The following is a 22125-nucleotide window of genomic DNA, read 5'->3' as shown; positions in this document are numbered from 1 at the left end:
GGGAAAAATAGAGATAAGCGTGGATATTCTGCGGGCAATCTGCTGCTTTTCCCAGCGCCCTTGCGACAATATTTTTTTATCAAAATGCAAGTTCGATTGAGGCTATTCATCGAAAAGAGGAGATGGCGCAGAAAATGGTATGTTGCTGTTTTCACACCGTCGCGCAGGACAGGTATAGTGAAGGCAGCAAGAATGAAGTCAGGGGGACTGAAAAGGAAATGTTTGGCTATCGCAGTAACGTGCCGAAGGTGCGTTTGACGACGGACCGGCTGGTGGTGCGCCTGGTTCACGATCGTGACGCCTGGCGTCTGGCCGATTATTACGCCGAGAATAAGGCGTTCTTAAAACCCTGGGAGCCGGTTCGTGACGACAGCCACTGCTATCCTTCCGGATGGCAGGCGCGTCTGTCGATGATCGCCGAGTTTCATAAACAGGGGTCTGCTTTTTATTTCGCGCTGCTCGATCCGGAGGAAAAGGAGATCGTCGGCGTGGCGAACTTTTCCAACGTGGTGCGTGGATCATTCCATGCCTGCTATCTCGGCTACTCTATTGGCGAGAAGTGGCAGGGGCAGGGGCTGATGTTTGAAGCGCTGACGTCGGCGATTCGCTATATGCAGCGTACGCAGCATATTCATCGCATTATGGCCAACTATATGCCGCATAATCAGCGCAGCGGCGCGCTGCTGGCGCGGTTGGGGTTTGAAAAAGAGGGTTACGCCAAAGATTACCTGCTGATCGACGGGCAGTGGCGTGACCATGTATTGACGGCGCTAACGACGCCGGACTGGTCAGCGGGACGTTAAGGAGAGAGGATGAAATATCAGTTAACCGCGCATGAAGCGCGCGTCATTGGCTGTCTGCTGGAAAAGCAAGTCACCACGCCCGAGCAGTATCCGCTGTCGGTGAACGCCGTCGTGACCGCCTGCAATCAGAAAACCAACCGCGAGCCGGTGATGTCGCTGAGCGAAGGCGAGGTCCAGACGCTGCTGGATACCCTGGTGAAACGCCACTATCTGCGCACGGTCAGCGGATTCGGCAATCGGGTAACCAAGTATGAGCAGCGCTTTTGCAACTCCGAATTTGGCGATCTGAAGCTCAGCGCCGGCGAGGTGGCGGTGGTGACGACGCTGCTGCTGCGCGGCGCCCAGACGCCGGGTGAATTACGCAGCCGGGCGCAGCGGATGCATGAGTTCAGCGATATGGCGGAAGTGGAAAGCGTGCTGGAAGGGCTGGCGACCCGCGAAGATGGTCCCTTCGTCGCCCGTCTGCCCCGGGAGCCGGGAAAACGGGAAAGCCGCTATATGCATCTGTTTTGCGACGAGATGGACACGCTGATCACGACGGTGGAAGCACTCGCGCCGCTGGAAGAGGATGACGATCTGCGAGCCAGGGTTGAAGCGCTGGAAGGCGAGGTGGCGGAGCTTAAAGCGCGCCTCGATTCGCTGTTACACCATCTGGGGGACTAAAACGTGGGGACAAGATTGCGCATCGGAGTGGTTGGCTTAGGCGGCATTGCGCAGAAAGCGTGGCTGCCGGTGCTGGGGGCGGCGGAAAGCTGGACGCTGCAGGCGGCCTGGTCGCCGGGGAAAGAGAAGGCGTTGCGGGTCTGCGAAACCTGGCGGATCCCCTACGCTGAATCACTGGACGCTCTGGCGGCGCAGTGCGATGCGGTTTTTGTCCATACGTCGACGGCTTCACATTATGAAGTGGTGAATCATTTGCTGAATGCCGGGGTTCATGTTTGCGTGGATAAACCGCTGGCGGACAAGCTGAGTGAGGCGGAGATGCTGGTCGAGCTGGCGGCGCGGCGGCGTCTGACTCTGATGGTCGGTTTCAATCGCCGCTTCGCACCGCTCTATCGGGAGCTGAAGGGACGGCTGGGCGAGGCGGCCTCGCTGCGGATGGATAAGCACCGCAGCGATAGCGTGGGCAACGATCTGCGCTTTACCCTGCTTGATGACTATCTGCACGTGGTGGATACCGCGCTATGGCTGGCCGACGGTCAGGCGCGTCTGCGCGGTGGCGCGCTACAGATCACTCCGCAGGGCGAGATGCTCTATGCCGAACACCAGTTCAGTTCGCCCCGGCTGCAGGTCACCACCAGCATGCACCGCCGCGCAGGCAGCCAGCGCGAGTGGGTGCAGGCGGTGACGGATGGCGGGCTATATGCCGTCAGCGAGATGCGCGAATGGCAGGAGGAGTGCGGTCACGGCGTGGTCCAGCGCCCGGTCGCCGGCTGGCAAACCACCCTGGAGCAGCGCGGCTTTGTCGGCTGCGCGCGCCATTTTATCGAATGCGTGCAAAATCAGACCGTTCCTGAAACTGCAGGCGAACAGGCGCTGCTGGCTCAGCGGGTGGTCGACAAACTCTGGCGCGACGCCATCAGCGAATAATCCGTTGAAACAACTGACAGTAGTAATTCATGTTGAACCCGGTAGACTATCGCCACTTTCCAGCGCCCGCATTTGCGGGCGTTTTACTCCAGGGTTTGGAATAACAGCGTAATGAACCTTTTAAAATCACTGGCGGCCGTCAGTTCGATGACCATGTTTTCGCGCGTGCTGGGCTTTGCCCGCGATGCGATTGTGGCGCGCATTTTTGGCGCCGGGATGGCGACCGACGCCTTTTTCGTCGCCTTCAAACTACCTAATCTGCTGCGGCGTATTTTTGCCGAAGGCGCCTTCTCGCAGGCGTTTGTGCCGATCCTTGCCGAATATAAAAGCAAGCAGGGCGAAGATGCCACCCGGGTGTTTGTCTCGTATGTCTCCGGATTGCTGACCCTGGCCCTGGCGATCGTCACCGTTATCGGGATGCTGGCGGCGCCGTGGGTGATCACCATCACCGCCCCCGGGTTTGCTGATACCGCCGATAAATTTGCGCTGACCACCCAATTGCTGCGCATTACCTTCCCCTATATTTTGCTGATCTCCCTGGCCTCGCTGGTGGGGGCGATCCTCAATACCTGGAACCGCTTCTCGGTGCCGGCCTTTGCGCCGACGTTCCTTAACGTCAGCATGATTGGCTTTGCGCTGTTTGCCGCGCCGTACTTCCATCCGCCGGTGCTGGCGCTGGCCTGGGCTGTCACGGTCGGCGGCGTGCTGCAGCTGGCCTACCAGCTGCCGCACCTGAAGAAGATTGGCATGCTGGTCCTGCCGCGCATCAATCTGAAAGATGCCGGCGCGATGCGGGTGGTGAAGCAGATGGGCCCGGCGATCCTCGGCGTGTCGGTAAGCCAGATCTCCCTTATCATCAATACCATCTTCGCTTCGTTTCTCGTGTCGGGATCGGTGTCGTGGATGTACTATGCTGACCGCCTGATGGAGTTTCCGTCCGGTGTTCTGGGGGTGGCGCTCGGCACTATCCTGCTGCCCTCGCTGTCAAAAAGCTTCGCCAGCGGTAATCATGACGAGTATTGCCGGCTGATGGACTGGGGGCTGCGTCTCTGCTTCCTGCTGGCGCTGCCGAGCGCGGTAGCGCTGGGGATCCTCGCTAAACCGCTGACCGTGGCCCTGTTCCAGTACGGCAAATTTAGCGCCTTTGATGCGGCGATGACCCAGCGCGCGCTGGTGGCTTATTCCGTGGGGCTCATGGGGCTTATCGTGGTGAAGGTGCTGGCGCCGGGTTTCTATTCCCGTCAGGACATCAAGACCCCGGTCAAGATTGCCATTGTCACCCTGATTATGACCCAGGTGATGAACCTGGCGTTTATCGGCCCGCTGAAGCATGCGGGTCTGTCGCTGTCCATCGGTCTGGCGGCCTGCCTGAACGCTGCGCTGCTTTACTGGCAGTTGCGTAAACAGAAAATTTTCACCCCCCAACCGGGCTGGCTGGCCTTCCTGCTGCGTCTGATTGCTGCGGTGCTGGTCATGGCCGCGGCGCTGCTGGGCGTCATGCATCTCATGCCGGAGTGGTCGCTGGGGACGATGCCGTTCCGTCTGATGCGTTTGCTGGTGGTGGTGATCGCCGGAGTGGTGGCTTATTTCGCCACACTGCTGCTGCTGGGCTTCCGCGTGAAAGAGTTTGCCCGTCGTACAGCGTAAGCGCTTGAATGGGAATTGATGAACCCGCTTCGCCTCAGGCGAAGCGGGTTTTTTTTATGATGCGTGGCGTTCGGCTGCAACGATACGGGCATTCTCCAGCAAGCGGATCGCCAGGGCGATCGCCCCGCTGACCACCGCCAGGGTAACCACCCCGTTCCAGCCGGCCAGTACGTAAAGCTTGCTGCCCAGCACCGACCCCAGCGACATCCCAATGAAGACCACGGTAAACAGCAGAGCGTTCAGGCGGCCGCGGGCCTGTGGCTCAAGGCCATACACCAGGTTCTGATGCGCCACCAGGCTTGACTGCAGGCCAAGGTCGAAGCCAATCGCCGACAGGGCAATCAGCGCCAGCTGGCCATGCAGTGGCAGCAGCGGCAGTATAAACATCAGGGCGAAGGAGACGGTGACCAGCGCCGCCCCCATTTGCGTCACTTTACCGGCGCCAAATTTATCGGCCAGTCCGCCGGCCAGCGGCGCGGCCAGCGCCCCGGCGGCCCCGGCGATACCAAAGCCGCCCGCTACCGCGCTGCCCATGTGATAGTGTTCGGAGAGCATCACCGCCAGCGTCGACCAGAAGGCGCTGAAGGCGACAGAGAGCGCCCCCTGAGCCAGCGCAGCGCGGCGTAGCGCCGGGTAACGCTGCCACAGATGCGCCATCGAGGCCATCAGCTGCGGATAGCTCAGCGTCGAGTGAATGGCGAAGCGCGGCAGCACCCGCCACATCACCAGGCCAATCAGCGCCACGCTGACCGCCGCCGCCTGATACATCACCCGCCAGCCGAACACTGCGCCCACCACGCCGCTGACCGTCCGGGAAAGCAGGATCCCCAGCAGCAGCCCGGTCATCACCGTGCCCACCATTTTTCCCTGCTTGCCCGCCGGGGCGAGGATCGCCGCCGCCGGGACGATATCCTGCGCCATGGTCGCCGCCATACCGATCAGCAGACTAACCACCAGCAGTGAGCTGAGCTGGCCGGTGAGGCTGCACAGCAGCAGCAGGAGCGCCAGCAGCGCGCTTTTCACCAGGATCAGCCGGCGGCGATCGTGGCGGTCGCCGAGCGGAAGCAGGAACAGAATGCCGAGCGCATAACCCGCCTGTGTCAGGGTAGGGACCAGACCCATACCTTCTACCGTCAGGTGGAGATTGGCGCCCATCAACGGCAGCAGCGGCTGCGCGTAGTAGATAGAGGCGACGCTAAAGCCAGCGCCGAGCGCGAGAATGAAGATAATCCAGCCTGCGTCGCGGGCGGAAAGGGAAGTCGGTGTCATGATCAGTGCCTCGTGTATGCGATGGGGCTATTTTTCCCTGAACGCGGCTGGCGCGGTAGCCGGGCTGGTGGTAAAACGGTTATACGTAGCACGTATAGGCAAAAGAAGAATGAAAAGACAGGAGCGTATAGACCGCATTGAGCTAATGCGCACTTATATCCGCATTGTGGAGACCGGATCGCTCTCCGCCGCGGCGGGGCAGATGGATACCACTCAGGCGACCGTCAGCCGCCGCCTGCAGTCCCTTGAAGGGCTGCTGGGGGTCAAGCTGATCCTGCGTACCACCCATGCGATGAAGCTCACTGACGATGGCGAACGCTGCTACCGTCACGCTCGCCAGCTGGTGGATGCCTGGCTGGCGCTGGAAGATGACCTGCGTATTGCCGACGATCGGCCGGTAGGGGTACTGCGGGTGAGGGCACCGCACGCTTTTGGCCAGCAGCAGCTGCTGGGGCCGCTGGTCGCCTTTCTCCAGCGTCATCCGCAGCTGTCGGTGGAGTGGATGCTGAATGATAATACTGTCGACTTTCTCAGCGATAATATCGACTGCGCCATCCGCGTGGGGGCGGAGGTGGATCCGGCCACGGTCTCCGTACTGCTGGCGGAAGTGCCGCGCTGCGTGGTGGCCTCTCCTGAACTGCTGGCGAAGTACCCGCCGTTAACTTCGCTGGAGGCGTTATCCGGCCTGCCGTGGATCGCCATTAACACCTTTTATCAGCATGAGGTACGGCTCCGACATCAGGTAAGCGGGCAGATCGTCTCCACGGCGATTACCCCCTGTCTGAGCACCGATAGTCTGTACGTCGCGCGCAATACCGCGCTGGCGGGTCTGGGGGTGGCGATGGTGTCCAGCTGGACGGTGGCGGAGGATCTTGCCGCCGGAAGGTTGACAGAGCTGTTCCCGCAGTGGCGTCCCGCCTCGCTGCCGGTCCACCTGGTCTATCCCTGGGCGCGCTATTATCCGACGCGGCTGCGTAAGTTCCTCGACCTGATGCGGGAGATCATGCCGGACCTCGCCGGCATGCAGCCTCCGCAAAGCGCATAAAAAAAACCGGCCAGGAGGCCGGTTTTTTTATTTAGCACGCTTACTCGACGGGCTGTGGGCGGGTCGGTTCAGCGGTGGCTTTATGGGTCGCGCTATGACCGCCGGCGGCGCCTTTGCCTTCAAAGGCGAATGGCGGCCGCACCCAGGTGCTGTGGCGCGGTGCTTCCGGGACATAGTCCGGCGCTGGCGCACGGGTCATTGGCGCGGTGGCATGGCGATGACTCGCCACCACTACCGGCTTGCTCACCGGGGGCTCGGCCTTGACCGGCTCGACAGGCGCTGCTTCGACAACCGGTGCTTCAACCACGGTTTCCGCCGCCGGGGCGATGGTTTCCACTGGCGCTTCAACGACAGGCGCCGTTTCCACCACTTCAGGTTCTACCACCACCGGCTCGGCGTCGATCGTCACTGGCGCGATAGCCTGAGGCGCTTCGACAGCCGGCGCTTCGGTGACCAGCTCCTGCGGCGCAGGCTCGACGGCTGCTGGCGCGACAACTTCCGCAGCATCAACGACCACCGGCTCGGCGGCCGCGACCGGCTCGACGACCACAGGCTCAGCGGTAACCGGCTCCATGGTTGCCGGCTCGACGGTGACCGGCGCAGCGGTAACGGTTTCAACGACGGCAACCGGGGCCGCGACGGCCGCGACGGTTTCCACGGCGTTGTCGTCCTGAACCTGAACCTCTTCCGGCTGCTGGTCCTGCGGACGAACCACCGGGTAGCGGATCCAGACTTTACCGGAAGCCATCTCCGGCGATGCGCAGGCCACGGTCAGCGGCATTGGCGACTGGGTCGGATAGCGTTCGTCACGATAGCGACGACGACGCTGACCGCTGACGCGCAGGTGACGCGGGGAACGACGTGAACGACGCGGCATACCGTTCGCTTCACGGGATTCGCCATTTTCGTCCTGGTCCGCCACGCTCTCCACGACTGCTGGCAGCTCGGCTTTCACCGGCTCGCTGCGCGGAGCGATAACTTCCGCCACTACGGCTTCTGGCTCGATCTCGGCAACCTGCTCAACGACAGCGGACTCGACGCGTACTTTCTGTGCCAGCTGGCGCGGTTTACGACGCGGCAGGGTCTGCACACGCTCTTCCTGCTCCGTCTCCTGCACCACCGGCTCTTCGCGTGTCTGCGCTTTGGCTTCCTGCTGCGCCTGACGTTTGTCGTCATTGCGGCGGCGGGTGCGTTCGCGGCGCGGTTGCTGCTCGTCACGAGATTTCGCTTTTTCCGCATCGTCACCTGAGGTCTGGCGAACATCACGGGCTTCCACGTTCTGCGACGGCTTCTCGCGACGGTTGCGACGGTTCTCTTCACGCGATTCGCGCGGTTCACGGCCTTCGTTATTCTCGGCACGCGCGTCGCGGTTATCACGGTTGTCGCGATTATCACGATTGTCGCGATTGTCACGACGGTCGTTGCGATCGCGGCGGTTGTTGGCGCGCGGTTTACGGCGCTCCTGCTGACGCTCTGGTTTTTCTTCCGCTTTCTTCTCGACCTGAACTTCAGCCGGTTTGGCCTCTTCGGCGCCAGAGAAGATATTCTTCAGCGCGCTGAAGAAGCGCGAGAGCAGGCCAGGCTGCGCCGGTGCGGCGGCCGCGACCGGGGTCGCTGCGGCGACAGGCGCGGCGGCTGGCTCTTCGAGCATCGGGGCCGGCGGCGCGTCAGGCATGACAAAAGCGGCGAGGGCCGGTTGTTCCGGACGTTTCCGTTCTGCCGGCTCATCGTCGCCCGGCAGCGCCATCTCTTCTTCATGCAGCTTCGGCAGCAGGTAGCTCAGCGTTGAGGTCTCTTCACCTTTGCGCACGCGCAGGACGGAGTAGTGCGGCGTCTGCATTTCGTCGTTTGGCACGATGATCACGCGCACATCGCCCTGACGGGATTCGATAGCGCTCACCGCGGCACGTTTTTCGTTCAGCAGATAGGAGGCGATCGGTACCGGAACGATGGCATGAACTTCTTTGGTGTTCTCTTTCAGCGCTTCTTCTTCAATCAGACGCAGAATAGAGAGCGACAGCGATTCGTTATCACGCACGGTGCCGGTGCCGGAGCAGCGCGGGCAGACGTGGTGGCTGGATTCGCCCAGCGACGGACTCAGGCGCTGGCGGGACATCTCCAGCAGGCCGAAGCGCGAGATATGGCTGATCTGAATGCGCGCCCGGTCCTGACGGACGGCTTCGCGCAGACGGTTCTCCACGGCGCGCTGGTGGCGAACCGGAGTCATATCGATAAAGTCGATAACGATCAGGCCGCCGAGGTCGCGCAGACGCAGCTGGCGGGCAATCTCGTCAGCCGCTTCGAGGTTGGTGTTGAACGCCGTCTCTTCGATATCGCCGCCGCGGGTAGCGCGGGCGGAGTTGATATCGATAGCGGTCAGCGCTTCAGTGCTGTCGATGACGATAGAGCCACCGGACGGCAGACGGACTTCACGCTGGAAGGCGGATTCAATCTGGGATTCGATCTGGTAGTGGCTGAACAGCGGGATTTCACCGGTGTACAGTTTGATTTTGCTGCTGAAATCCGGACGACCCAGCGCGGCGATATGCTGGCGCGCCAGCTCAAGCACTTTCGGGTTATCGATCAGGATTTCGCCGATATCCTGGCGCAGGTAGTCACGGAAGGCGCGGACAATGACGTTGCTTTCCTGGTGGATCAGGAACGGCGCCGGACGGCTTTCCGCGGCTTTCTGAATCGCTTCCCAGTGTTTCAGACGGAAGCTCAGGTCCCACTGCAGGGCTTCGGCGGATTTGCCGACGCCAGCGGTGCGAACGATAAGGCCCATGCCGTCCGGAAGCTCCAGGCTCGCCAGCGCTTCTTTCAGTTCGGTACGGTCGTCGCCCTCGATACGGCGGGAAATTCCCCCCGCGCGCGGGTTGTTCGGCATCAGTACCAGATAGCTGCCCGCCAGGCTGATAAAGGTGGTGAGCGCAGCGCCTTTGTTGCCGCGTTCTTCTTTATCAATCTGCACGATAACTTCCTGACCTTCACGCAGTACGTCTTTGATATTAGGACGACCATGCGCATTGTAGTTGGCGGGGAAGTATTCGCGGGCGATTTCTTTGAGGGGGAGGAAACCATGACGCTCGGCGCCGTAATCAACAAACGCGGCTTCAAGGCTGGGTTCAATGCGGGTGATCTTGCCTTTGTAGATGTTCGCTTTTTTCTGTTCGTGCCCGGGGCTTTCGATATCCAGGTCGTACAGGCGCTGCCCATCAACAAGGGCGACGCGCAACTCTTCCTGCTGAGTTGCGTTGATTAACATTCTTTTCATCGTAACTTACTCATTATTCTTACATTGACGACTAAGCTGCGGGCAGAGTAATGCCTTTCCGGGGGAAAACCGATGGCCTCGTGTCTGGTTCACGTCGCCAACCTCACGGTTGTCGCGCGCTTAAGAGGCGCAGAGTGTCGGTCGCCTGTGTTTCAAACGGAAACACAGCGCAATTATTCAGGGGAACAGCCTGGGATGTATCACCAGAGAATATTCCATTTATACTCGTCGTCTTTCGCGTTGCAGGCATGATGGCTTAACCTGCTCACCTCGATCGGCTGATCCAGATGAGCTCCCGGGAGTCCCGGAGTTGACGCCTTCCTGCGACTTGAAATCCATAGAGCCTGTACCGGTAAGGACTGCAACCCGCAGCCCGCTAACTGTCTGAAAGATCACAACGTCTTACGCCATTGCTGCGTGGGCGATCGGTCAGACAAAATTGGTCATTCCGCTAATGTCTTGTTCTAACAAGATGCAATACGGAAAACGGTCTCATTATTCCATTGCTAACCTTGTTATAGCAAGTTGACTTTCACCTTTTATCACCCGGTTACTCACAGTTTTATCACCTGCCCATACAGATTGTTCTAATAACAAACAATATGGCGGTCAGGCAAACCGTGAAAACAGGATAATGATAAATATAAGCATATAAAAATGAGTGGCGCTAATGCGTCCGGCTATTTAGAATCGCGCACCATGAAAACTGAGACCCCAACCGTAAAAATGGTTGCCATTGCTGCTGATGAAGCGGGGCAACGTATCGACAACTTTTTGCGTACGCAATTGAAAGGCGTACCGAAGAGCATGATTTATCGCATCCTGCGTAAAGGCGAGGTGCGGGTGAATAAAAAACGCGTGAAGCCGGAGTATAAGCTGGAAGCGGGCGATGAAGTCCGTATCCCGCCGGTGCGCGTGGCGGAGCGTGAAGAAGAGGCGGTATCGCCGCATCTACAGAAAGTCGCGGCGCTCTCTGAGGTGATCCTCTATGAAGACGATCATATTCTGGTCCTCAATAAGCCTTCCGGCACTGCGGTACATGGCGGCAGCGGCCTGAGCTTCGGGGTGATTGAAGGGTTGCGCGCCCTGCGCCCGGAGGCGCGCTTCCTTGAGCTGGTGCATCGACTCGACCGCGATACTTCAGGCGTGCTGCTGGTGGCGAAAAAGCGCTCGGCGCTGCGTTCGCTGCACGAGCAGCTGCGCGATAAAGGCATGCAGAAAGACTATCTGGCGCTGGTGCGCGGCCAGTGGCAGTCGCATACCAAAGTAGTGCAGGCCCCGCTATTGAAGAACATTCTGCAGAGCGGGGAGCGAATTGTCCGCGTGAGTCAGGAAGGCAAGCCGTCAGAGACGCGCTTTAAAGTGGAAGAGCGTTATGAATTCGCCACGCTGGTGCGCTGCAGTCCGGTCACCGGGCGCACCCATCAGATTCGCGTTCATACCCAGTATGCCGGCCATCCTATCGCCTTTGACGACCGCTATGGCGACCGCGAATTTGATAAGCAACTCTCAGGTACCGGCTTAAACCGCCTGTTCCTCCACGCTGCTGCGCTGAAGTTTACCCACCCGGGGAGCGGGGAGGTGATGCGCGTTGAGGCGCCGCTGGATAACCAGCTGAAGCACTGTTTACAGGTGCTACGGAAGAGTAAATAAGCGCAACGGCGGAATCAGTTCCGCCGTTTTTTTTGCCTTAGCCTAACAGCGGGTTGTCGTTTTCGCGGCGCAGCATCTGACACAGCGCGATTAAGGGTAACCCGACCAGCGTATTCGGGTCGCGGCCTTCCAGCCGTTCGAACAGCGTAATGCCTAACCCCTCGCTCTTGAAACTCCCGGCGCACTGCAGCGGGTTCTCTTTGCGCACATAGCCTTCGATCTCTTTATCGCTGAGATGGCGGAAGTGGACGTCAAAGGGCTCGCATTCGGTTTGCAAATGACCGCTGGCGGAGTTATACAGCGCCAGGCCGGTATAAAAGGTGACGATTGACCCGCTGGCCTTTCTCAACTGCCTGCGGGCATTTTCCTCGGTGTGCGGTTTACCGGTGATCTCACCGTCCAGTACGCAAACCTGATCGGAGCCTATAATAAGGTGATTGGGGTAGCGCGAGGCCAGGCTCTGCGCTTTGGCCTGCGCCAGTCGGGTGACAAGCTGACGCGCGGATTCTTCAGGACGGGGCGTTTCGTCGACGTCAGGCGCCGCGCATTCAAACGGTAATCCCAGTTTTTCCAGCAGCATGCGCCGCCAGGGAGAGGTTGACGCCAGGATAAGTTCAGACATATTTTTTCATCCACATATAGCGCTTCGCAGAGCATCATCTTAAACTATGCGCCGCAATGTGTGCGAATAAATGGCAAAAGGCAACCTGAGGCTGCCTTTTTCTTTGACTCTATGACATTACAAAGTTAATATGCGCGCCCTATGCAAAAGGTAAAATTACCCCTGACTCTTGATCCGGTACGCACGGCTCAAAAACGCCTTGATTACGAAGGCATCTATGCCCGCGATCAGGTTGAACGTGTAGCCGATTCTGTAGTCAGCGTGGACAGCGATGTGGAATGCAGCATGTCGTTCGCTATCGATAACCAGCGTCTCGCCGTCATTACAGGCGATGCGAAGGTAACGGTAACCCTCGAATGCCAGCGTTGCGGGAAACCGTTCTCCCATCACGTCCACACCACGTATTGTTTTAGCCCCGTCAGAAATGACGAACAGGCCGAAGCACTACCGGAAGCGTATGAGCCGATTGAGGTTAACGAATTCGGTGAAATCGACCTGCAGGCAATGGTCGAGGATGAAATTATCCTCTCCCTGCCCGTAGTTCCGGTGCATGATTCTGAACACTGTGAAGTGTCCGACGCGGACATGGTCTTTGGCGAACTGCCTGAAGAGGCACAAAAACCAAACCCATTTGCCGTATTAGCCAGCTTAAAGCGTAAGTAATTGAGGAGTAAGGTCCATGGCCGTACAACAGAATAAACCAACCCGTTCCAAACGTGGCATGCGTCGTTCCCATGACGCGCTGACCGCAGTCACCAGCCTGTCTGTAGACAAAACTTCTGGTGAGAAACACCTGCGTCACCACATCACTGCCGACGGTTTCTACCGCGGTCGCAAGGTTATCGCTAAGTAATCACGCGATACTCGCAGGATTTCCCGTTGCAGGCCATGGCGGGCGTGTGCGTACCTGGACACTCGGTTAACCCGGTAACCAGAAGCGTCAATGCCCGGATTGTTGCGTCTGCAGCGTGAAAATTCGCGGGTGCCAGCGTGATGAAGCTTAGTGAGGGCTCCCCGGGCAACTGGGGAATCACCGAACCGGGCAGCGACGATACCTTGACACGTCTAACCCTGGCGTTAGATGTCATGGGGGGCGATTTCGGCCCATCCGTGACAGTGCCTGCAGCACTGCAGGCACTGAACTCTAATTCGCAACTCACACTTCTTTTAGTCGGCGATCCCGACGCCATCACGCCATTACTCGCCAAAGCTGACTTCGAACAACGTTCGCGTCTGCAGATTATTCCTGCGCAGTCAGTTATTGCCAGTGATGCGCGACCCGCACAGGCTATCCGCAGCAGTCGCGGAAGCTCAATGCGCGTGGCGCTGGAGCTTGTGAAAGAAGGGCGGGCGGAAGCCTGCGTTAGCGCCGGCAACACCGGCGCGCTGATGGGCCTGGCGAAACTGCTGCTCAAACCGATTGAAGGTATTGAGCGGCCGGCGCTGGTGACGGTTTTGCCGCACCAGCAGAAGGGCAAAACCGTGGTGCTGGATCTCGGCGCCAACGTCGACTGCGACAGCACGATGCTGGTGCAGTTCGCAGTGATGGGCGCGGTGCTGGCGGAAGAGGTGGTCGGCATTGCCAATCCACGCGTCGCCTTGCTGAACATCGGCGAAGAAGAGATGAAAGGCCTCAGCAGCATCCGCGATGCTGCCGCAGTGCTCAAAACGCTGCCTTCCCTCAACTACATCGGCTATCTTGAAGCCAATGAACTGTTGACCGGAAAAACCGATGTGCTGGTTTGTGACGGATTCACGGGCAACGTCACATTAAAAACCATGGAAGGTGTTGTCAGAATGTTCCTTTCACTGCTGAAATCTCAGGGAGAGGGCAAAAAACGGTCGTGGTGGCTGCTGTTACTAAAACGTTGGTTACAAAAAAGCCTGGCGAGGCGATTCAGTCACCTCAACCCCGACCAGTATAATGGCGCCTGTCTGTTAGGATTGCGCGGTTCCGTGATCAAGAGTCATGGTGCTGCCAATCAGCGCGCCTTTAGCGTCGCGATAGAGCAGGCAGTGCAGGCGGTGCAGCGGCAAATTCCTCAACGGATCGCCGCGCGCCTGGAATCTTTATACCCAGCTGGTTTCGAGCTGCCGGAAAGCGACAGTGACGTGAACGCCCGACAGCAACGCGGGACGAATGGACACCACTGACGCCGCGGCGGTTGAACGAGGCGGGTATATTACCCAAGAGTGACTGAGCGTACATGTATACGAAGATTATTGGTACCGGCAGCTATCTGCCCGAGCAAGTGCGTACAAACGCCGACCTGGAAAAAATGGTAGAGACCTCTGACGAGTGGATTGTCACCCGCACAGGTATCCGTGAGCGTCGTATTGCCGCAGCGCATGAAACAGTTGCTACGATGGGCTTTGAAGCCGCAAAGCAGGCGCTGGCGATGGCGGGCGTGTCCGCGGAGCAAATTGGTCTGATCATCGTTGCGACCACCTCCGGCACGCACGCGTTTCCGAGTTCGGCTTGCCAGATTCAGTCTATGCTGGGCGTCAAAGGCTGCCCGGCGTTTGACGTCGCGGCCGCCTGCGCCGGTTTCACCTATGCGCTGAGCGTCGCCGATCAGTATGTGAAAAACGGCGCGGTGGATTATGCGCTGGTCGTTGGCGCTGATGTGCTGGCGCGCACCTGCGATCCGGCCGATCGCGGGACGATTATTATTTTCGGCGATGGCGCCGGCGCGGTGGTGCTGGGCGCCTCCGAAGAGCCTGGCATTATCTCGACGCATCTGCATGCTGACGGTAGCTATGGCGAACTGCTGACCCTGCCGAACGCCGATCGCGTCGATCCGGAAAATCCGATCTATCTGACGATGGCCGGTAATGAAGTCTTCAAAGTGGCGGTCACCGAGTTAGCGCATATCGTTGATGAGACGCTGGCCGCGAACAATCTTGAACGTTCAGCGCTGGACTGGCTGGTGCCGCATCAGGCAAACCTGCGGATCATCAGCGCGACGGCGAAGAAACTGGGCATGTCGATGGATAACGTCGTAGTGACCCTCGACCGCCATGGCAACACCTCCGCGGCGTCAGTCCCTTGCGCGCTGGATGAGGCCGTCCGCGATGGCCGCATTCAACGTGGGCAGCTGATTTTGCTGGAAGCCTTTGGTGGCGGTTTCACCTGGGGTTCCGCGCTGGTTCGTTTTTAGTATAAGGATTTAAACATGACGCAATTTGCTTTTGTGTTCCCGGGACAGGGCTCTCAGGCCGTAGGCATGCTGGCCGATATGGCGGCGACCTGGCCGGTCATTGAAGAGACCTTCGGTGAAGCTTCCGCAGCGTTGGGTTACGATCTGTGGGCGCTGACGCAACAGGGCCCGGCAGAAGAACTGAATAAGACCTGGCAGACCCAGCCGGCGCTGCTGACCGCCTCCGTGGCGCTGTACCGCGTCTGGCAGCAGCAGGGCGGCAAAGCGCCGGCGCTGTTGGCAGGCCACAGCCTTGGCGAATACTCCGCGCTGGTTTGCGCGGGCGTTATCGCTTTCGCTGACGCCGTTCGCCTGGTTGAACTGCGCGGCAAATTCATGCAGGAAGCCGTACCGGAAGGTACCGGCGCCATGTCAGCGATTATCGGTCTGGACGACGCGGCTATCGCCAAAGCCTGTGAAGACTCGGCCGAAGGGCAGGTCGTCTCTCCGGTGAACTACAATTCCCCGGGACAGGTGGTTATCGCTGGTCACAAAGAGGCCGTCGAACGCGCAGGCGCCGCCTGTAAAGCCGCGGGCGCTAAACGCGCGCTGCCGCTGCCGGTGAGCGTGCCCTCCCACTGTGCGCTGATGAAGCCCGCTGCGGAAAAACTGGCGCTTGAGCTGCAGAATATCATCTTCAACGCGCCGACGATTCCGGTGGTAAATAACGTCGACGTGAAGTGCGAAACCGCGCCGGACGCCATTCGCGACGCGCTGGTACGCCAGCTGTATAGCCCGGTTCAGTGGACCAAAACCGTTGAGTTTATGGCTGCTCAGGGCGTCACGCATCTGTATGAGGTTGGCCCGGGTAAAGTCCTCACCGGCCTGACCAAACGTATTGTTGACACCCTGACCGCTTCCGCGCTTAACGAGCCGGCGGCGATGTCTGCGGCGCTTGAGCAATAAAAGAGGAAAACCATGAGTTTTGAAGGAAAAATCGCGCTGGTTACCGGTGCAAGCCGCGGTATTGGCCGCGCCATCGCTGAAACGCTCGTCGCCCGCGGCGCGAAAGTTATCGGTACTGCGACCAGCGAAAGCGGCGCGCAGGCGATCAGCGACTATTTAGGCGCCAACGGTAAAGGTCTGATGTTGAATGTGACCGACCCGGCATCTATTGAATCTGTTCTGGAAAATGTGCGCGCAGAGTTTGGCGAAGTGGATATCCTGGTGAATAATGCCGGGATCACTCGCGACAACCTGTTAATGCGCATGAAAGATGACGAGTGGAACGATATTATCGAAACCAACCTGTCATCGGTTTTCCGTCTGTCAAAAGCGGTAATGCGCGCTATGATGAAAAAGCGTCATGGACGTATTATCACTATCGGTTCTGTGGTTGGTACCATGGGAAATGCGGGTCAGGCCAACTACGCTGCGGCGAAAGCGGGTCTGATCGGCTTCAGTAAATCACTGGCGCGTGAAGTTGCGTCACGCGGTATTACTGTAAACGTTGTTGCTCCGGGCTTTATTGAAACGGACATGACGCGTGCGCTGACCGATGAGCAGCGTGCGGGTACGCTGGCGGCAGTTCCTGCGGGGCGCCTTGGCACCCCAAATGAAATCGCCAGCGCGGTGGCATTTTTAGCCTCTGACGAAGCAAGTTACATCACTGGTGAAACCCTGCACGTCAACGGCGGAATGTACATGGTCTGACCGAGATTTGTGCAAAACGTTCAGGAACCGCGCACTTCGCACGGTTCTGTGTGCGGTTTTGTGCGAAAAGATTTGCGTTCTTAGGGCAAACGGCCTCAAAATAGCGCAAAATCGTGGTAAGACCTGCCGGGATTTAGTTGCAAATTTTTCAACATTTTATACACTACGAAAACCATCGCGAAAGCGAGTTTTGATAGGAAATTTAAGAGTATGAGCACTATCGAAGAACGCGTTAAGAAAATTATCGGCGAGCAGCTGGGCGTTAAGCAGGAAGAAGTTACCAACAATGCTTCCTTCGTTGAAGACCTGGGCGCTGATTCTCTTGACACCGTTGAGCTGGTAATGGCTCTGGAAGAAGAGTTTGATACTGAGATTCCGGACGAAGAAGCTGAGAAAATCACCACCGTTCAGGCTGCCATTGATTACATCAACGGCCACCAGGCGTAAGTGAACATCTCCAGGCGGTCATTCGACCGCCTGAGTTTTATCTTTTTTTTGTCCCACAAGAATCTATTTTCCCTCCCTGGAGGACAAACGTGTCTAAGCGTCGTGTAGTTGTGACCGGACTGGGCATGTTGTCTCCTGTCGGCAATACCGTAGAGTCTACCTGGAAAGCTCTCCTTGCCGGTCAGAGTGGCATCAGCCTGATCGACCATTTCGATACTAGCGCCTATGCAACGAAATTTGCTGGCTTAGTAAAGGATTTTAACTGTGATGACATTATCTCGCGCAAAGAGCAGCGCAAGATGGATGCCTTCATTCAATATGGAATTGTCGCTGGCGTTCAGGCCATGCAGGATTCTGGCCTTGAAGTGACGGAAGAGAATGCTACCCGTATTGGCGCCGCGATCGGCTCCGGTATTGGCGGCCTCGGCTTGATCGAAGAAAACCACAGTTCGCTGGTCAACGGTGGACCGCGTAAGATCAGCCCATTCTTCGTTCCCTCCACAATTGTTAACATGGTGGCCGGGCATCTGACCATCATGTTTGGTCTGCGTGGACCAAGTATCTCCATCGCGACCGCCTGTACTTCAGGCGTGCACAACATCGGTCAGGCTGCGCGCATCATCGCCTATGGCGATGCCGATGCGATGGTGGCAGGCGGTGCGGAAAAAGCCAGTACCCCGCTTGGCGTGGGCGGCTTTGGCGCAGCGCGGGCGCTCTCCACGCGCAATGACAACCCGCAGGCGGCAAGCCGTCCGTGGGATAAAGATCGCGACGGCTTCGTGCTGGGCGACGGCGCGGGCATGGTGGTGCTGGAAGAGTACGAGCATGCGAAAAAACGCGGCGCGAAAATCTACGCCGAGATCGTCGGCTTCGGCATGAGCAGCGATGCTTACCACATGACGTCACCGCCGGAAGATGGCGCGGGCGCCGCGCTGGCGATGGTGAATGCCATTCGCGATGCGGGCATCGAACCGGGCCAGATCGGCTACGTCAATGCCCACGGCACCTCGACGCCGGCTGGCGATAAAGCGGAAGCGCAGGCGGTTAAGTCTGTCTTCGGCGATGCGGCGAGCCGCGTACTGGTGAGCTCCACCAAATCCATGACCGGGCATCTGCTGGGCGCGGCAGGGGCGGTAGAGTCGATTTACTCTATCCTGGCGCTGCGCGATCAGGCGGTTCCGCCGACGATCAACCTCGACAACCCGGATGAGGGCTGCGACCTCGACTTCGTTCCGCACGAAGCGCGTCAGGTTTCCGGTATGGAGTACACCCTGTGCAACTCCTTCGGCTTCGGCGGCACTAACGGTTCGCTGATCTTCAAAAAAGTGTGACAGGGCTTGCCCCGGTACTGCTTTAACAAAAGGCCCGTTCGTCGGGCCTTTTTTATTCGGCTTTCTCCGCTTGTCCTCTGCTCCGTGTCCTGAGACACTCACCGACCTGTGAAAAGGAGTCCTTTATGTTCTTGATAAATGGCGTTGAACAGGACACGCTGGCGGCGAACGATCGCGCCGTCCAGTTTGGCGACGGTTGTTTTACCACCGCCCGTATACAGCACGGGCAGGTTGCGTTACTGGACGCCCATCTGCAGCGTTTGCAGACGACCTGCGAAAAATTACGCATCCCATTTGACGACTGGCTGACGTTGAGCGACGAGATGCAGCGTCTGGCTCGGCCGCACGCCCAGGGTGTGCTTAAGGTGGTCCTCACCCGCGGCGTCGGGGGGAGGGGATACAGCACGGCGGGCTGCGCGTCGCCCACCCGCATTCTGAGCGTCTCTTCGCTTCCGGCGCACTACGCGCGCTGGCGGGAGGAGGGCATTACCCTGACCCGGAGCCCGGTGACCCTGGGGCGCAACCCCTGGCTGGCCGGTCTGAAGCATCTTAACCGTCTGGAGCAGGTGCTGATCCGCTCTCATCTTGAACAGACGGACGCCGATGAGGCGCTGGTCCTTGACAGTGACGGGTGGCTTACGGAATGCTGTGCCGCGAATTTATTCTGGCGTCAGGGACGGGATGTCTTTACTCCGCGACTCGATTATGCCGGGGTCAACGGCATAATGCGGCAGCGTTGTATCGCGCAGCTGGCACCATCGACGTTTCGCGTTGTCGAAGTGACAGCGCGTCCCGAGACGTTGCGGGAGGCCGATGAAGTGCTGATCTGCAATGCGCTTATGCCGCTGGTGCCGGTTCGTCGCTGGGAGGAGACCGTCTGGTCCTCTCGCGAGCTTTACCATTTTTTAGCCCCTTTGTGTGAGCTGTCTGGTTAGTATGAAGAAAATGTTACGTTTTATCCTGTTGCTGGTCGTGCTGTTGGGCATCGCCGCGGCGGCAGGAATGTGGAAGGTACGCCAGCTGGCGGACAGCAAGCTGCTGATTAAAGAAGAGACCATCTTTACCCTCGAAGCCGGCACCGGCCGGCTGGCGCTGGGGCAGGATCTCTATCGCGAGAAGGTGATCAATCGTCCGCGCGTGTTCCAGTGGCTGCTGCGGATCGAGCCTGAGCTGTCTCACTTCAAGGCCGGGACCTATCGCTTCACGCCGCAAATGACGGTGCGCGAAATGCTGCAGCTGCTGGCCAGCGGCAAAGAGGCGCAGTTTCCGCTGCGCTTTGTCGAAGGCATGCGGGTCAGCGACTACCTTCGTCAGCTGCGCGATGCCCCCTACGTGAAACACACGCTTGAAGACGATAGCTACGCGACGGTGGCTAAGGCGTTAGGTCTTGACCACGCCGACTGGGTGGAAGGTTGGTTCTGGCCGGATACCTGGATGTACACCGCCAATACCAGCGACATCGCCATCCTCAAGCGCGCGCATCAGAAAATGGTCACCGAAGTGGCGAAGGTCTGGGAAGGACGGATGGATAATCTGCCCTATGACGATCAGAATCAGCTGTTGACCATGGCCTCGATTATTGAGAAAGAGACCGCGGTGGCGGAAGAGCGCGATCGCGTCGCGTCGGTGTTTATCAACCGCCTGCGCATCGGCATGCGTTTACAGACTGATCCAACGGTGATCTACGGGATGGGCGAAGGGTATAATGGTAAGTTAACGCGTAAGGATCTGGAGACGCCGACCGCGTACAATACCTATACCATTAGCGGCCTGCCGCCAGGCCCTATTGCGGTGCCGGGCGAAGCGTCGCTGAAGGCGGCCGCCCATCCGGCGAAAACGCCATACCTCTATTTTGTCGCCGACGGGAAAGGGGGCCATACGTTTACCACAAACCTGGTCAGCCATAACCGCGCGGTGCAGGACTATCTGAAAGTACTTAAGGAAAAAAATGCGCAGTAACTATATCGTCATCGAGGGGCTGGAGGGCGCCGGGAAGACCACCGCACGTCAACTGGTGGTGGAGACGCTGCAGTCGGCAGGTATTCACGATATGGTGTTTACCCGTGAGCCGGGGGGCACAATCCTTGCCGAAAAACTGCGTAGCCTGGTGCTGGATATCCAGTCCACGGGCGATGAAGTGATTAACGATAAAGCGGAAGTGCTGATGTTTTACGCGGCGCGCGTCCAGCTGGTGGAGACCGTGATTAAGCCTGCTCTGGCTCGCGGCCAGTGGGTGATCGGCGATCGTCACGATCTCTCCACTCAGGCCTATCAGGGCGGCGGCAGGGGGATTGACCGCACGATGCTGGCGACGCTGCGTGACGCCGTTCTCGGCGATTTTCGACCTAATTTGACGCTGTACCTCGACGTCACGCCGGAAGTGGGCCTGCGGCGCGCCCGCGCCCGCGGCGAACTGGATCGCATTGAGCAGGAGTCCATGAACTTCTTCAATCGTACCCGCGCGCGCTACCTTGAGCTGGCCGCGGCGGATCCTTCTATCCGCACGGTGGACGCGACGCAGCCGCTGGATGCCGTCGCGCGCGATATTCGCGCCACGATCGTCCAGTGGATGGCGGAGCAACCGGCATGAAATGGTATCCGTGGCTGCGCCCCTCGTTCGAGCAACTGGTCGGTAGCTATCAGGCCGGACGAGGCCACCACGCCTTACTGTTACAATCCCTGAGCGGGATGGGCGGCGAGGCGTTGATGTATGCGCTGTGCCGCTTCCTGATGTGCCGCCAGCCCGAAGGGCATAAAAGCTGCGGTCACTGCCACAGCTGCCAGCTGATGCAGGCCGGTACGCACCCCGATTACTACCCGCTGAGCCCCGAGAAAGGCAAAAGCGCGCTGGGTATTGACGCGGTGCGCGATGTCAACGACAAGCTCTATGAGCGCGCGCGCCTCGGTGGGGCGAAGGTGGTATGGATTAGCGATGCCGCCTTGCTGACCGATGCCGCCGCCAACGCGTTGCTGAAAACGCTGGAGGAGCCGCCGGAAAATACCTGGTTCTTCCTCGCCTGCGAGGAGCCGGCGCGTCTGCTGACTACTCTGCGCAGTCGCTGCCGCCTGCACCACCTGTCGCCGCCGACGGAATCTTATGCCCTGGCCTGGCTGGAGCGTGAGGTGAACCTGCCGCAGGAGGCGCTGCTGACCGCGTTACGTCTGTGCGCCAGCGCGCCGGCCGCCGCGCTTGAGCTGCTTAAGGAGCCGCAGTGGACGGCGCGACAGCAGCTGTGTCAGGCGCTGGCGACCACGCTGGCGAGCGGTGACTGGCTGGCGCTGCTGCCAATACTCAATCATGAACAGGCGGCGGTTCGCCTGCACTGGCTGGCATCGCTGCTGGTCGATGCGCAAAAACGACAGCAGGGAATTGCCCTGGTGAGTAATCCGGATGTCTGGCCGCTGCTGGAGCAGCTGGCGCATAGTCTGCCCGCCTCCCGGCTGCAGGCGATTGCCCATGACGTCTGTACCTGCCGCGAGCAATTGCTGAACGTCGTCGGCGTCAACCGCGAACTGCTGCTCACCGAGCGCCTGCTGCGCTGGGAACATTACCTGCAACCCGGGACGGTTTTACCCGTCTCCCACCTCTGA

The 22125-nt window shown here is 59.1% G+C and carries 21 protein-coding genes; 18 read left to right on the top strand and 3 right to left on the bottom strand.

Going from position 1 to position 22125, the window contains the following annotated elements; genetic code table 11:
• Window positions 1–218 precede the first annotated feature (218 nt).
• From rimJ to murJ, 4 genes are all read left to right on the top strand, one after another.
• Window positions 219–803 carry a ribosomal protein S5-alanine N-acetyltransferase gene (gene rimJ / locus ACLH1U_RS10880; RefSeq protein WP_017900738.1) on the top strand — a complete coding sequence of 195 codons (585 nt, stop codon included), beginning with the start codon at window positions 219–221 and terminating at the stop codon, window positions 801–803.
• Between the two features lie 9 nt (window positions 804–812).
• Complete coding sequence (locus ACLH1U_RS10875) at window positions 813–1466, top strand: YceH family protein (RefSeq protein WP_023289129.1); 654 nt, start codon at window positions 813–815, stop codon at window positions 1464–1466.
• 15 nt (window positions 1467–1481) lie between these two features.
• Window positions 1482–2393 (top strand): Gfo/Idh/MocA family protein, encoded by a 912-nt coding sequence (locus ACLH1U_RS10870; RefSeq protein WP_072096704.1) that lies wholly within the window; start codon window positions 1482–1484, stop codon window positions 2391–2393.
• A 111-nt stretch (window positions 2394–2504) separates the two neighbouring features.
• Window positions 2505–4040 (top strand): murein biosynthesis integral membrane protein MurJ, encoded by a 1536-nt coding sequence (murJ, locus tag ACLH1U_RS10865; RefSeq protein ID WP_023289131.1) that lies wholly within the window; start codon window positions 2505–2507, stop codon window positions 4038–4040.
• Between the two features lie 54 nt (window positions 4041–4094).
• On the opposite strand, the gene ACLH1U_RS10860 is transcribed toward murJ, so the two are convergent.
• Window positions 4095–5309 (bottom strand): MFS transporter, encoded by a 1215-nt coding sequence (locus tag ACLH1U_RS10860; protein ID WP_085550678.1) that lies wholly within the window; start codon window positions 5307–5309, stop codon window positions 4095–4097.
• Window positions 5310–5325: 16 nt separating this feature from the next.
• On the opposite strand from ACLH1U_RS10860, the gene ACLH1U_RS10855 reads away from it, so the two are divergent.
• Complete coding sequence (locus ACLH1U_RS10855; RefSeq protein ID WP_072096710.1) at window positions 5326–6354, top strand: LysR family transcriptional regulator; 1029 nt, start codon at window positions 5326–5328, stop codon at window positions 6352–6354.
• A 40-nt stretch (window positions 6355–6394) separates the two neighbouring features.
• Here the strand turns inward: ACLH1U_RS10855 and rne are convergent, their stop codons facing one another.
• The gene (gene rne, locus ACLH1U_RS10850) at window positions 6395–9628 is read right to left on the bottom strand and encodes a ribonuclease E (protein WP_411299241.1); all 3234 of its coding nucleotides are present in this window, start codon (window positions 9626–9628) and stop codon (window positions 6395–6397) included.
• 699 nt (window positions 9629–10327) lie between these two features.
• Here rne and rluC point away from each other — a divergent pair.
• Window positions 10328–11281: a 23S rRNA pseudouridine(955/2504/2580) synthase RluC gene (gene rluC / locus ACLH1U_RS10845; protein ID WP_012542245.1), complete on the top strand. Its 954-nt coding sequence runs from the start codon at window positions 10328–10330 to the stop codon at window positions 11279–11281.
• A gap of 37 nt (window positions 11282–11318) precedes the next feature.
• On the opposite strand, the gene ACLH1U_RS10840 is transcribed toward rluC, so the two are convergent.
• Complete coding sequence (locus ACLH1U_RS10840) at window positions 11319–11903, bottom strand: Maf family protein (RefSeq protein WP_023289135.1); 585 nt, start codon at window positions 11901–11903, stop codon at window positions 11319–11321.
• Window positions 11904–12044: 141 nt separating this feature from the next.
• Between ACLH1U_RS10840 and yceD the strand changes: the two genes are divergently transcribed.
• The 12 genes from yceD (at window position 12045) to holB (ending at window position 22125) form a co-directional block, all read left to right on the top strand.
• Window positions 12045–12566 (top strand): 23S rRNA accumulation protein YceD, encoded by a 522-nt coding sequence (gene yceD, locus ACLH1U_RS10835; RefSeq protein WP_017900733.1) that lies wholly within the window; start codon window positions 12045–12047, stop codon window positions 12564–12566.
• A 16-nt stretch (window positions 12567–12582) separates the two neighbouring features.
• A complete protein-coding gene (gene rpmF / locus ACLH1U_RS10830; protein WP_000290724.1) occupies window positions 12583–12756 on the top strand; it encodes a 50S ribosomal protein L32 in 174 nt (57 codons plus the stop codon).
• Between the two features lie 203 nt (window positions 12757–12959).
• Entirely contained in the window at window positions 12960–14057 is a 1098-nt protein-coding gene (gene plsX / locus ACLH1U_RS10825) for a phosphate acyltransferase PlsX (RefSeq protein WP_218190282.1), read from the top strand.
• A gap of 53 nt (window positions 14058–14110) precedes the next feature.
• The gene (locus tag ACLH1U_RS10820; RefSeq protein ID WP_002899288.1) at window positions 14111–15064 is read left to right on the top strand and encodes a beta-ketoacyl-ACP synthase III; all 954 of its coding nucleotides are present in this window, start codon (window positions 14111–14113) and stop codon (window positions 15062–15064) included.
• Window positions 15065–15079: 15 nt separating this feature from the next.
• Window positions 15080–16009: an ACP S-malonyltransferase gene (fabD, locus tag ACLH1U_RS10815; RefSeq protein WP_411299240.1), complete on the top strand. Its 930-nt coding sequence runs from the start codon at window positions 15080–15082 to the stop codon at window positions 16007–16009.
• A 12-nt stretch (window positions 16010–16021) separates the two neighbouring features.
• Window positions 16022–16756: a 3-oxoacyl-ACP reductase FabG gene (gene fabG, locus ACLH1U_RS10810; protein ID WP_002899294.1), complete on the top strand. Its 735-nt coding sequence runs from the start codon at window positions 16022–16024 to the stop codon at window positions 16754–16756.
• 210 nt (window positions 16757–16966) lie between these two features.
• Window positions 16967–17203 carry an acyl carrier protein gene (acpP, locus tag ACLH1U_RS10805; RefSeq protein ID WP_000103754.1) on the top strand — a complete coding sequence of 79 codons (237 nt, stop codon included), beginning with the start codon at window positions 16967–16969 and terminating at the stop codon, window positions 17201–17203.
• An 89-nt stretch (window positions 17204–17292) separates the two neighbouring features.
• The gene (gene fabF / locus ACLH1U_RS10800; protein ID WP_002900666.1) at window positions 17293–18534 is read left to right on the top strand and encodes a beta-ketoacyl-ACP synthase II; all 1242 of its coding nucleotides are present in this window, start codon (window positions 17293–17295) and stop codon (window positions 18532–18534) included.
• 125 nt (window positions 18535–18659) lie between these two features.
• Window positions 18660–19469: an aminodeoxychorismate lyase gene (pabC, locus tag ACLH1U_RS10795; protein ID WP_023289139.1), complete on the top strand. Its 810-nt coding sequence runs from the start codon at window positions 18660–18662 to the stop codon at window positions 19467–19469.
• 1 nt (window position 19470) lies between these two features.
• The gene (yceG, locus tag ACLH1U_RS10790; protein WP_072412994.1) at window positions 19471–20493 is read left to right on the top strand and encodes a cell division protein YceG; all 1023 of its coding nucleotides are present in this window, start codon (window positions 19471–19473) and stop codon (window positions 20491–20493) included.
• Window positions 20483–21124, top strand: coding sequence for a dTMP kinase (gene tmk / locus ACLH1U_RS10785; protein WP_023289141.1), 642 nt, complete (start codon window positions 20483–20485; stop codon window positions 21122–21124). The genes yceG and tmk overlap by 11 nt, the downstream gene beginning before the upstream one ends.
• Entirely contained in the window at window positions 21121–22125 is a 1005-nt protein-coding gene (gene holB / locus ACLH1U_RS10780; protein WP_048297234.1) for a DNA polymerase III subunit delta', read from the top strand. Before tmk ends, holB begins: the two co-directional genes overlap by 4 nt.

The sequence above is a fragment of the Klebsiella sp. 1SOBk5mer genome, assembly GCF_046603115.1.
Taxonomy (GTDB): Bacteria; Pseudomonadota; Gammaproteobacteria; order Enterobacterales; family Enterobacteriaceae; genus Klebsiella; species Klebsiella quasipneumoniae.
Note: the sequence above shows the minus strand (reverse complement) of the source record. Positions and strands in the feature narration are given on the sequence as shown.

What these genes read in the sequence shown, in the direction of transcription:
- rimJ (WP_017900738.1), top strand. Translation starts at nt 219, where the DNA reads ATGTTTGGCTATCGCAGTAACGTGCCGAAGGTGCGTTTGACGACGGAC.
- ACLH1U_RS10875 (WP_023289129.1), top strand. Translation starts at nt 813, where the DNA reads ATGAAATATCAGTTAACCGCGCATGAAGCGCGCGTCATTGGCTGTCTG.
- murJ (WP_023289131.1), top strand. Translation starts at nt 2,505, where the DNA reads ATGAACCTTTTAAAATCACTGGCGGCCGTCAGTTCGATGACCATGTTT.
- ACLH1U_RS10860 (WP_085550678.1), bottom strand. Translation starts at nt 5,309, where the DNA reads ATGACACCGACTTCCCTTTCCGCCCGCGACGCAGGCTGGATTATCTTC.
- ACLH1U_RS10855 (WP_072096710.1), top strand. Translation starts at nt 5,326, where the DNA reads ATGCGATGGGGCTATTTTTCCCTGAACGCGGCTGGCGCGGTAGCCGGG.
- rne (WP_411299241.1), bottom strand. Translation starts at nt 9,628, where the DNA reads ATGAAAAGAATGTTAATCAACGCAACTCAGCAGGAAGAGTTGCGCGTC.
- rluC (WP_012542245.1), top strand. Translation starts at nt 10,328, where the DNA reads ATGAAAACTGAGACCCCAACCGTAAAAATGGTTGCCATTGCTGCTGAT.
- ACLH1U_RS10840 (WP_023289135.1), bottom strand. Translation starts at nt 11,903, where the DNA reads ATGTCTGAACTTATCCTGGCGTCAACCTCTCCCTGGCGGCGCATGCTG.
- yceD (WP_017900733.1), top strand. Translation starts at nt 12,045, where the DNA reads ATGCAAAAGGTAAAATTACCCCTGACTCTTGATCCGGTACGCACGGCT.
- rpmF (WP_000290724.1), top strand. Translation starts at nt 12,583, where the DNA reads ATGGCCGTACAACAGAATAAACCAACCCGTTCCAAACGTGGCATGCGT.
- ACLH1U_RS10820 (WP_002899288.1), top strand. Translation starts at nt 14,111, where the DNA reads ATGTATACGAAGATTATTGGTACCGGCAGCTATCTGCCCGAGCAAGTG.
- fabD (WP_411299240.1), top strand. Translation starts at nt 15,080, where the DNA reads ATGACGCAATTTGCTTTTGTGTTCCCGGGACAGGGCTCTCAGGCCGTA.
- fabG (WP_002899294.1), top strand. Translation starts at nt 16,022, where the DNA reads ATGAGTTTTGAAGGAAAAATCGCGCTGGTTACCGGTGCAAGCCGCGGT.
- acpP (WP_000103754.1), top strand. Translation starts at nt 16,967, where the DNA reads ATGAGCACTATCGAAGAACGCGTTAAGAAAATTATCGGCGAGCAGCTG.
- pabC (WP_023289139.1), top strand. Translation starts at nt 18,660, where the DNA reads ATGTTCTTGATAAATGGCGTTGAACAGGACACGCTGGCGGCGAACGAT.
- yceG (WP_072412994.1), top strand. Translation starts at nt 19,471, where the DNA reads ATGAAGAAAATGTTACGTTTTATCCTGTTGCTGGTCGTGCTGTTGGGC.
- tmk (WP_023289141.1), top strand. Translation starts at nt 20,483, where the DNA reads ATGCGCAGTAACTATATCGTCATCGAGGGGCTGGAGGGCGCCGGGAAG.
- holB (WP_048297234.1), top strand. Translation starts at nt 21,121, where the DNA reads ATGAAATGGTATCCGTGGCTGCGCCCCTCGTTCGAGCAACTGGTCGGT.